The 566-nt window shown below is 50.7% G+C and carries 1 pseudogene; it reads left to right on the forward strand.

The window, feature by feature from the left end:
- Positions 1-566 (forward strand): annotated as a pseudogene (locus ACTRWF_RS19660) (Tn3 family transposase); the annotation flags it as partial.

Raw genomic sequence — 566 nt, forward strand, 5'->3', positions numbered from 1 at the left:
TGTGCCTTGAATGTGAGGCCGGTAAAGGCTCAGAAGCCGTCGTCGCCCAACTTCAACAGATGCAGACGGAAATCGCATTCGGTGGACCACTGAAGACGATGGATACGTCGCTCATCCCGAAAAAGCACCTCCCATGGTTGGTTAAACAGGATAACGTTAACCCGCAACGTTACGAATGGCTGCTCTACCGGCAGTTAACCTCACGACTGAATGGACGCATTTATTTGCCAAATGTTACCAAATACCGCGCACTGGAAGACGACCTGATCCCCCAGACATCGCAGGATACCTTGCTGGCCTCATCAACACTGGACAGACTAAAACAGCCCGCAGAGTTATTGTTACAGGAGAAACAACACCGGCTGGAAAGTGCACTCAAAGACGTTGCTCTCCATATTGATGAGGGAGACAATCGAAATGTGATCATGAAAAATCGTACCGGTACCCGCTGGCGTCTGCCGACCAAAAGCGCTACATCTCTGGTCAACAATCCCTTTTTTAAGCGAATGCAACCGGTCGGTATCGCGGATGTACTGCGGTATGTAGAGCGCGAAACCGGGTTCATG

The sequence above is a fragment of the Alteromonas sp. G5_S2_22_S1 genome, from assembly GCF_054968525.1.